This is a genomic window from Aeromicrobium sp., from assembly GCF_036676885.1.
Lineage (GTDB): Bacteria > Actinomycetota > Actinomycetes > Propionibacteriales > Nocardioidaceae > Aeromicrobium.
This window is the reverse complement of the sequence record NZ_JAKFCB010000218.1, coordinates 1-8,446: the sequence shown is the minus strand read 5'-3', so window position 1 is coordinate 8,446 and position 8,446 is coordinate 1. Positions and strand designations below refer to the sequence as shown.

Below are 8,446 nucleotides of genomic sequence, written 5' to 3'. Positions count from 1 at the left end.
ACGTCCTTGTCGGTCATGGAGCCCACGGCCGCTTCACCCCGACTGACCGAAGGCGTGGCCCCAGTAGGACACCGCAGTCGACTCCCGCGCCACCCAGCGCTTGTCGTCGACGGTCAGGCCCTCGCAGCCGAACTCGATGTCGAAGCCACCGGGCGAGCGTACGTAGAACGACACCATCTCGTCGTTCATGTGCCGGCCGAGGGTCGCCGACAGCGGGGCCTTGTGCTTGCGTACTCGCTCGAGGGCCCGGCCGACGTCGTCGAGCTTCTCGACCTCGAACATGATGTGCACGCAGCGGCTCGGGTTGGGCATCGGCAGGAACGCCAGCGAGTGGTGCCGCGGGTTGACCCCGAGGAACCGCAGCCAGACCTTCGAGCCCGGCTCCTTGCCGACGAACTCGCCGGGCATCGACATCGAGTCGCGCAGCCGGAAGCCCAGCACGTCGCGATAGAACCGCAATGCCTCGACGTCGTCGTCGACCGGGATCACGACGTGGCCCATGCCCTGCTCGCCGGTGACGAACTTCGCCGCGTACGGGGTCACGACCGGGCGCGACTCGTAGGTGATGCCGTGGAACAGCTCGAAGACGTTGTCGAACGGGTCGGTGAACCGGATCATCTCCTGGACCCGGCGCTCGGCCAGCTCCTCGGGCGTCGCCTCGGTGAAGTCGACGCCGGCCTTCGAGAGGTGCTCGCGGGCACCCTGCAGCGCGTCGTGGTCGGCGAGCTCCCAGCCGACGCAGTCGAGCCGGTCCTCGCCTGCCGGGAAGACCACCAGCCGGGCCGAGACCTCGTCGATGCGGAAGTAGAGGTTGCCGTCGGTCGGCCCGCGCCCCTCGGCGAACCCGAGGACCTTGGATCCGAAGTGCCGCCACGCGTCCAGGTCGGTCGAAGCGACCCGTGCGTAGCCCATGGACCGGATGTCGATCGTCATGACTTCTGCCTCTCGATGTGGCGTGCCAGGTATGCCGTGCAGACCTCGCGGAACTCCTCGGCCGCCTCGATCTGGGCCCAGTGCCCGCAGTTCGGGAAGACGTGCAGCGAGGCCTTGGGGATCATCTTGAGCGCCACGAAGGCACCGTCGAGGGGGTTGACCCGGTCCTCGCGGCCCCACGTCAGCAGGGTCGGCCGGCGCAGCTGGTGGGCGTCGCGCCAGAGCAGGCCGTCCTCGTAGCTGTCGGGGTTCCAGAACGACATGCCCATCGACTGCAGGGCCTCCATGGAGCCCGGCGCCGTCGCATCGGCATACCGCTGCTCGACCAGCTCGTCGGTGACCAGGTCCTGGTTGACGACCATCGTCGAGATGAACGCGCGCAGCGCCTCCTTCGACGGGGCGGCCGAGAAGTCCATGAGCCGTTTGACGCCCTCGGTCGGGTCGGCGTGGAACAGGTTGAGGCTCAGCCCGCCCGGTCCCATCAGCACGAGCCGCCCGACGCGCTCGGGATAGAGCAGCGCGAAACGCATCGCCGTGCCGCCGCCGAGGCTGTTGCCGAGCAGGTGGATGCGGTCGATGCCCAGCTCGTCGAGCAGGAGCTTGACCGCCTCGGCCGCGAACCGGAAGTAGTTGCCGACCACCGGGGGCTTGTCGCTCTGCCCGAAGCCGGGCTGGTCGACGAGCAGCGTACGGAAGTCCTCGGCGAAGCCCGGCAGGGCGGGCCCGAAGTTGGACCAGGCCGATGCGCCGGGTCCGCCACCGTGCAGCATCACGAGCGGCAGACCGCCGCCCACCGAGGTCGGCTCGCCGGCCTCGTAGTAGTTGAGTGTCAGGTCGCCGGCCTTGGCGGACCGCCGAGTCGACTCGCGATCGCCTCCCCTTGTTTCAGGGCGAGCCATCAGTACATTCCCGGGTCGACCTTGTGCCCGAACTCGTGCATGCCGTACATCTGCAGGGCGCGCTCGGGATCGTTTGCCGCGTGCACCCGACCGGCGTGCGCGTCACGCCACGCGCGCTGGAGGTAGGTGCCCTGAGCCAGTGCCCGGCCGCCGGATGCCTCGAACAGCTCGTCGATCGCGTCGATCGCGCGCTGGGTGCCCAGCACCTGGTCACGGCGGACCCGCAGCCGCAGCGAGAGCGGGATCTTCTCGCCCTTGGCGACCAGCGCCTGCTCCTCACGGATGTTGGCCATCGTCAGGGCCCAGGCCGCGTCGATCTCGCTCCCGGCACGCGCGATGCGTACCGCCGCGAACGGGTCCGACGACGCCTTCTCACCGGCGTACGCCGCGCGGACCCGCTTCTGCTGCATCTCGACGTGCTCGGAGTATGCGCCGCGCGCCATGCCGATGATCGGCGTGCTGATGGTCGTGGTGAACAGGGAGTGGAACGGCAGCTTGTAGAGCTCGCCGGGGTTCTGCTCCTGGCCCGGGCCGAAGCAGCGCCCGGTGTCGCCCATCGAGAGGGTGAACTCCTCGGGGATGAACGTCTCGTCGACCACGATGTCGTTGGAGCCGGTGCCGGACAGGCCGACGACGTTCCAGACGTCGACGACCTCGTACTTCTCGCGCGGCACGAGGAATGTCTTGAAGTCGACGATCTGGCCCTCGGCGTTGGAGACGAGGCCGCCGAGCAGCACCCACGTCGCGTGCGCCGAGCCGGAGGAGAAGCTCCAACGGCCCTGCAACATGTAGCCACCGTCGGCGACGACGGCCTTGCCGGTCGGGGCGTACGACGAGCTCAGCCGGGTGGAGGTGTCGTCGCCCCATACGGCCTGCTGCGCGGTGTCGTGGAACAGCGCGACCTGCCACGGGTGGACGCCGAGGACCGACGAGATCCAGCCGGTCGAGCCACACCCGGACGCGATCAGGCTGACCGCGGTGAAGAAGTCGATCGGGTCTGCCTCGAGCCCGTCGAAGCGCTTGGGCTGGAGCATGCGGAAGAAGCCGGTCTCCTCGAGCTCCTTGACCGACGCATCGGGAACCTGGCGCAGTCGCTCGGTCTCGTCCGCGCGCTCGCGAAACGAGGGCAGGAGGTCCCGAACGCCATCCAGCACAGCTTGAGTCATCACAGCTCCTTGAGATCCGATGACCCAATACTAGAACACGTTCTAGTCGTACGTCCAACGCTCAGCCGGTGCGGCGGAGACGCACGCTGTCAGGCGCGCTCGATCTTGGTCCAGCCGATCCAGCCGCGCTCGGCGAGGAGCTGCCGGAGCTGGACCACCATCGGATGTCCCTCCGCCATCGAGTCCAGCAGCTGCACGAACGCGCTGTCGTCCATGTTCAGGTCCTGCTGCTCGAGCTGGCCGCTGGCGGCCGCCTCCTCGAACATCTCCACCAACAGGTCGGCCATCTCCGGGACGAGGTGCTCGTTCTCCTTCTCGTCGCCGGACAACATCCGGCTGATCGACTGGTAGAACCGGACGACGCGGGGGTCTTCGAGCTGGCGAACCTTGTCCTCCATGAACGCGGCGATCTGGTCCGGGTAGCGGGCCGCGACCAGGATCCAGGCGTCCCGCTCGGCCGAGATCAGCAGCTCCGGCGCCCCGATGGCGCGCACCATCTCGAGGTAGTCGGCCACGGCCTCGGGCACCGCCAGCGAGTCGCCCGAGGCCAGCTGCGCGATCCGCCGGCGGTGCTCCTGAAGCTCGCGGATCTTGGCGCGGAGCTCACGATCGATCTGGGCGGTGGCCTCCGAGAACGTCTTGGCGTCGGCGTCGAGCAGCTCCTGCACTCGCGCCAGGGGCACGCCGGCCTCGGCCAGGGTCCGGATCCGGATGAGCCGAACGACAGCGTCGGCATCGTAGGTCCGGTAGCCGGAGGCGTCGCGCTCCGGCTCCGGCATGAGCCCCACCTGGTGGTAGTGACGGACCGCCCGGATCGTCACGCCGGCGTACGACGCCAGTTGTCCGATCGTCAGCATGACCTCAGCCTGCCACCGCTCGTCATGCGATCTTGCTTCGGTAGACCGACATCGCGAACACATACGCGACCGCCACGAGCCCGAGGCACCACGCGAGGGCGATCCAGAGGTCGTCACCGAGTGGCTGCTCCGCGAAGAGGTTGCGAATCGCGTTGACGATCGACGTCACCGGCTGGTGCTCCGCAAACGCCCGCACCGGGCCCGGCATCGTGTCGGTGGGCACGAAGGCCGAGCTGATGAACGGCAGGAAGAGGAGCGGGTAGGCGAACGCGCTCGCACCCTCCACCGAGCTCGCGGTCAGGCCGGGGATCACTGCGAGCCAGGTCAGGGCCAGCGTGAACATGATCAGGATGCCCGCGACCCCGAGCCAGTCCAGCACGCCTGCTCCCGAGCGGAAGCCCATGATCAGGGCGACCACGATCACGACGACGAGCGAGATCAGGTTGGCGACGAGCGAGGTCAGCACGTGGGCCCACAGCACCGCCGAACGTGCGATCGGCATCGACTGGAACCGCTCGAAGATGCCGCTCTGCATGTCGAGGAAGATCCGGTACGCGGTGTAGGCGATCCCCGAGGCGACCGTGATGAGCAGGATGCCGGGGAGCATGTAGTCGACGTACTTGCCATCGCCGCCGGTCTCGATCGCGCCGCCGAAGACGTAGACGAACACCAGCATCATCGCGATCGGCGTGATCGCGGTGGTGATGATCGTGTCGGGGCTGCGGCCGATGTGGCGCAGGGACCGCCCGAGCAGGACGGCGATGTCGCTGAAGAAGTATCTGGTCATGGTGGTCCTCAGTTCTCTGCGGCGCTGCCGGCCGCGCTCGGGTTGCCGGTGATGGCGAGGAAGATGTCCTCCAGGGACGGCTGCTTCTCGATGTACTCGACCGTGGCGGGCGGGTGCAGCGCCTTGAGCTCGGCGAGCGTGCCGTTCACGATGATCGTGCCCTCGTGCAGGATCGCGATCCGGTCGGCGAGGTGCTCGGCCTCGTCGAGGTACTGCGTCGTGAGCAGCACCGTCGTGCCCTGGGCGGCGAGCCCCTTGATGGTTTCCCACACCTCGAGGCGCGACTGCGGGTCGAGCCCCGTGGTCGGCTCGTCGAGGAAGATGATCGGCGGGCTGCCGATCAGGCTCATCGCGATGTCGAGCCGGCGTCGCATGCCGCCGGAGTAGGTCGCGACCTTGCGGCCGCCGGCGTCGGTGAGCGAGAAACGGGCAAGCAGGTCCTCGGCGATCTGCCCGGGGTCCTTCTGGTGTCGGAGCTTGGCCACCAGGACGAGGTTCTCCCGTCCGGTGAGGATCTCGTCGACTGCGGCGAACTGGCCGGTCAGGCTGATCGACTCCCGCACCTGGGCGGCCTGGGTCGCGAGGTCGTACCCGTTGACCGTCACGGTCCCCGCGTCGGCCTTGAGGAGGGTCGACAGGATCTTGACGGTTGTCGTCTTGCCCGAACCATTCGAACCGAGCAGGGCAAGGATGCTGCCCCGCGCGATCTCGAGGTCGACGCCGCGCAGGACGTGTACGTCCTTGAACGACTTCTCCAGCCCCTCGACTCGAATCGCGGGGGCGTGCAAGTGATCGGTCATCTGGTCAGGCCTCCGCTCGTGCCGCGTGGCCGACGGTGTGGGACAGGCGCTGCTGCTCCTTGGCCGCCCACGGGTTGGCCGGGTAGTTCGCGAGGAAGTCGTCGGCGAAGCGCACCGGGTCGTCGCCGACGATCTCGCGGACCGGCGTGCCCTGTCTCACGCCTTGCTCGAAGATCTCGACGAGGTCCTCGAGCATCGTCACGACGGTCTCGCCCGTGGCCGGGCCGAACCGGAGCGCGTACCGCTCCACCGCGTCGATCGCCTCGTGATGGCTCGCGGGCAGGTGCTGCTTGCGGGCCTTGTATTGCCGGTAACGCTTCTTCTCGTCACGCCACTTCGTCATCTCGTGCTGCCTCTCGTCGGGTGGCCCGAAAATGGCCACGACGAGAGTGTGCAGGGTTGACGCTGCGTCAAGGTCAAGCCCGAGCTTGAATTCTTGCGAACCACCGGCGGCGGGCGCATGCTGGCGGCATGGCCTCCATCCAGTTCGTGCTCGAACGCACGATCCGGGCACCGATCGACGAGGTCTTCGCACGACTCGTCGACATCGAGGGATACAACGCCTGGATGCCCAAGGAGGGCACCCTGTTGAAGCGCGCCCGTCAGACGTCACCAGGACCGCCGGCCGTCGGCACGACATATGACGAAGAGACCACGCAGGGCACGTTGCCGGGCGAGATCGTCGAGCTCGAAGCTCCGCACAAGGTCGTCTTCCACTGGTGGGACAAGTCGAAGGCAGGCAGGCTCAAGAGCGAAGGCTGGCCCGCGTACTCCTTGCAGCCCGCCGGCGAGAACACCACGCTTGTCCGCCATCACCCCAAGCTCACGATGTATGGCCTCACCAATCTGCTCGCACCGATCTACCGGCGATACGCCATCAAGGAGCGCACCATCACGATCGACGCCCTCAAGGCATCGTTCGAGTCAGGCGCGCGCTGACGGCAGGCCGTGGTTCACGCTGTGGCGTCGAGCAGGCGCAGGGCACGGTCCATGAGACCGTCCATGCTTCCCCTGGCGGCGACCTCGACGGCTCGTCGAGCCACCGCCTCAGCACGATCGGTGTCGCCCACCTCCAGCGCGGCCTGGGCCTCGGCCAGGAACGCATCCACCTCGATCCAGATGTAGGAGTCCGTCACTCGTCGACACAGGGTTCCGGCGTTCTTCATCCATTCCAGGGCGGTTTCGCGCTCGCCTTCAGCCAGGTGAGTGAGGCCGATGGTCTTCGCGGCCAGCCCTTCCCAGCACGGGTCCTGGAGCTGCCGTGCGAGGGCGAACGTCCCCTCGGCCGCCTCCCGCACCGCGCCCGGATCGTCACCACGGGCGAGGCGGATGTGAGCGAGCCACGACTCAGGCCACGGCCGGAACGCCGTCCATCGGTCGCGCCCTGCCAGCTCGCATGACTGATCGGTCCATTCGATCGCTTCATCCAGCCGTCCGAGGAGGAACAGGGTGCGTGCTCCGAGCCCGAGGTTCCACGTCTCGCGGCGGACGGCGCCGGCGCTGCGGCTCAGCTCCACGGCTGTGCTGAACTGTTCCGCACCCGCCTCGAGCTTGCCCCAGTCGCTGAGGTTCATGGCTTCGAACCCGGCCAGGGCGGCGGTCAGAGCCGGGTCGTCGGCCGTCAGCTCACCGGCGGCCTTGAGGTACTCCGCCGCGCTGGTCCGTCGTCCCGCCAGCACGTCGACGTACGCCAGCTCGGAGAGAGCCTTGGCCGCGATCTGTTCGGCTCCAGCAGCGGTCGCCAGGTCGACGGCGGTGGCGAGGATGACCGCGCCCTCGTCGTCGTACCCCCGGATCGAGTGCACGAGAGCGGTGCCGAGCTCGGTCAGGCACCGGCCGAGAAGCTCCTTGTCGCCGGACGCCTCGGCCGCGGCTGACGCGCCGCGCAGGCACTCGATGCCGGCGTCTGCTGCGCCCGCCGACAGCGCCGCAAGACCCGCGTCGCACAACGACACGGCCGAGGCACGTACGGAGACGCCCGGGACCGGTCCGGCGATCGCGGGGCGGGCCGCCGCGCGGATCGCGGGACTCGCGGTGACCCCGAGCTCGGCGGTGAACATCGCTTCGCTGGCCTCGGCCTGACGGACCGCGGCGTCCGGGTCGCCGGAGGAGGCGAGTGCCTTGACCAGGAGGACGTGGCTGCTCTCTTCGAACGGGGCTTGCCTGAGCATCGCGCCGGCGAGGGTCACAGCTCGGTCGAAGTCGCGACCCGACAGCGCGCGGAGCGTCGCCTGGCGAAGCGCCGACAGCATCTCACCGTCGACCCGTTGCCGCTCGACGAGGAGCCACGACTCGAATCCCGGCGACCCTTTGACGTCGATGCCCTCCAGGAAGCGCCCTTCAGGGATGCTGTCGGTGATGACACCCGCCGCGACCTCGAGGACGTCCACCGTCGTCTCATCGCCGGGCGTGAACGAGACCGGGTTGCCCCAGAACGTGTCGACCAGCCCCGTTCCCCGGCGCAGCTCGGCCAGCGCCCATCGGAGTGCCCCCATGGGATCGTCGGCCTCGCCGAACAGTTCGTCGACGAGGGCTTGGCGAGACACCGCCTCGGGCGACCGGGCCAGCCTGCCCAGGACCGCCCACGTCTTGTGCCCCCGCAGACCCGGGACCGGCCGGCCATCGCGCTCGAGGGACGGTTGCCCGATCAATCGGATGCGCAACACAACAACATCGTAGTCTCGGTCACGCCGCGAGCTCGTGGGCAGAAACGCCCGTGAGCTGCGCCATGAGGTGCGTTCGCGCGGCGACTGGGAGGTCGCCCAGCACCACCCCATGCACGATGCCGAATGCCCGGAGCCGGGCGATCTCCGAGCCGTTCCAGTCGACCAGGGCGGCGGCTGCTCCAGGGCACAGCTCGCGGGTGGCTGCGGCCAGGGCTTCGAGAGTCCGTGATTCGGTCGGCGTCCCTTCGGTGACGATGCGGTCTGCGGTGCGGTTGAGGATGTCTGTGAGGTTCATGGTCTTGCTCCTGTTCGTGTCCATGACCTCAGCCTGCGCCGCC

Annotated in this window: 10 protein-coding genes; 1 reads left to right on the top strand and 9 read right to left on the bottom strand. The window is 68.5% G+C overall.

Features of this window, described 5'->3' with window-relative positions; all coding sequences use genetic code 11:
* Nucleotides 1-33: 33 nt before the first annotated feature.
* From hsaC to V6M46_RS09985, 7 genes are all read right to left on the bottom strand, one after another.
* Nucleotides 34-933 carry an iron-dependent extradiol dioxygenase HsaC gene (hsaC, locus tag V6M46_RS10015; RefSeq protein WP_332664393.1) on the bottom strand — a complete coding sequence of 300 codons (900 nt, stop codon included), beginning with the start codon at nucleotides 931-933 and terminating at the stop codon, nucleotides 34-36.
* A complete protein-coding gene (hsaD, locus tag V6M46_RS10010) occupies nucleotides 930-1,832 on the bottom strand; it encodes a 4,5:9,10-diseco-3-hydroxy-5,9,17-trioxoandrosta-1(10),2-diene-4-oate hydrolase (protein ID WP_332664391.1) in 903 nt (300 codons plus the stop codon). Before hsaD ends, hsaC begins: the two co-directional genes overlap by 4 nt.
* Nucleotides 1,832-2,998 carry a 3-hydroxy-9,10-secoandrosta-1,3,5(10)-triene-9,17-dione monooxygenase oxygenase subunit gene (hsaA, locus tag V6M46_RS10005; protein WP_332664389.1) on the bottom strand — a complete coding sequence of 389 codons (1,167 nt, stop codon included), beginning with the start codon at nucleotides 2,996-2,998 and terminating at the stop codon, nucleotides 1,832-1,834. Before hsaA ends, hsaD begins: the two co-directional genes overlap by 1 nt.
* 89 nt (nucleotides 2,999-3,087) lie before the next feature.
* Nucleotides 3,088-3,855 carry a MerR family transcriptional regulator gene (locus V6M46_RS10000; RefSeq protein ID WP_332664387.1) on the bottom strand — a complete coding sequence of 256 codons (768 nt, stop codon included), beginning with the start codon at nucleotides 3,853-3,855 and terminating at the stop codon, nucleotides 3,088-3,090.
* Nucleotides 3,856-3,877: 22 nt separating this feature from the next.
* On the bottom strand, nucleotides 3,878-4,642 hold the full coding sequence (locus V6M46_RS09995; RefSeq protein ID WP_332664384.1) for an ABC transporter permease: 765 nt from the start codon (nucleotides 4,640-4,642) through the stop codon (nucleotides 3,878-3,880).
* A gap of 8 nt (nucleotides 4,643-4,650) precedes the next feature.
* The gene (locus tag V6M46_RS09990) at nucleotides 4,651-5,442 is read right to left on the bottom strand and encodes an ABC transporter ATP-binding protein (RefSeq protein WP_332664381.1); all 792 of its coding nucleotides are present in this window, start codon (nucleotides 5,440-5,442) and stop codon (nucleotides 4,651-4,653) included.
* A 4-nt stretch (nucleotides 5,443-5,446) separates the two neighbouring features.
* Nucleotides 5,447-5,785: a DUF1048 domain-containing protein gene (locus V6M46_RS09985; RefSeq protein WP_332664379.1), complete on the bottom strand. Its 339-nt coding sequence runs from the start codon at nucleotides 5,783-5,785 to the stop codon at nucleotides 5,447-5,449.
* Nucleotides 5,786-5,913: 128 nt separating this feature from the next.
* On the opposite strand from V6M46_RS09985, the gene V6M46_RS09980 reads away from it, so the two are divergent.
* Nucleotides 5,914-6,381: an SRPBCC family protein gene (locus V6M46_RS09980; RefSeq protein ID WP_332664377.1), complete on the top strand. Its 468-nt coding sequence runs from the start codon at nucleotides 5,914-5,916 to the stop codon at nucleotides 6,379-6,381.
* Nucleotides 6,382-6,395: 14 nt separating this feature from the next.
* Here the strand turns inward: V6M46_RS09980 and V6M46_RS09975 are convergent, their stop codons facing one another.
* On the bottom strand, nucleotides 6,396-8,108 hold the full coding sequence (locus V6M46_RS09975) for a BTAD domain-containing putative transcriptional regulator (protein ID WP_332664375.1): 1,713 nt from the start codon (nucleotides 8,106-8,108) through the stop codon (nucleotides 6,396-6,398).
* A gap of 19 nt (nucleotides 8,109-8,127) precedes the next feature.
* A partial coding sequence (locus tag V6M46_RS09970; protein ID WP_332664373.1) for a hypothetical protein occupies nucleotides 8,128-8,446 on the bottom strand: 319 nt, incomplete at its 5' end.

What these genes read in the sequence shown, in the direction of transcription:
- hsaC (WP_332664393.1), bottom strand. Translation starts at nt 933, where the DNA reads ATGACGATCGACATCCGGTCCATGGGCTACGCACGGGTCGCTTCGACC.
- hsaD (WP_332664391.1), bottom strand. Translation starts at nt 1,832, where the DNA reads ATGGCTCGCCCTGAAACAAGGGGAGGCGATCGCGAGTCGACTCGGCGG.
- hsaA (WP_332664389.1), bottom strand. Translation starts at nt 2,998, where the DNA reads ATGACTCAAGCTGTGCTGGATGGCGTTCGGGACCTCCTGCCCTCGTTT.
- V6M46_RS10000 (WP_332664387.1), bottom strand. Translation starts at nt 3,855, where the DNA reads ATGCTGACGATCGGACAACTGGCGTCGTACGCCGGCGTGACGATCCGG.
- V6M46_RS09995 (WP_332664384.1), bottom strand. Translation starts at nt 4,642, where the DNA reads ATGACCAGATACTTCTTCAGCGACATCGCCGTCCTGCTCGGGCGGTCC.
- V6M46_RS09990 (WP_332664381.1), bottom strand. Translation starts at nt 5,442, where the DNA reads ATGACCGATCACTTGCACGCCCCCGCGATTCGAGTCGAGGGGCTGGAG.
- V6M46_RS09985 (WP_332664379.1), bottom strand. Translation starts at nt 5,785, where the DNA reads ATGACGAAGTGGCGTGACGAGAAGAAGCGTTACCGGCAATACAAGGCC.
- V6M46_RS09980 (WP_332664377.1), top strand. Translation starts at nt 5,914, where the DNA reads ATGGCCTCCATCCAGTTCGTGCTCGAACGCACGATCCGGGCACCGATC.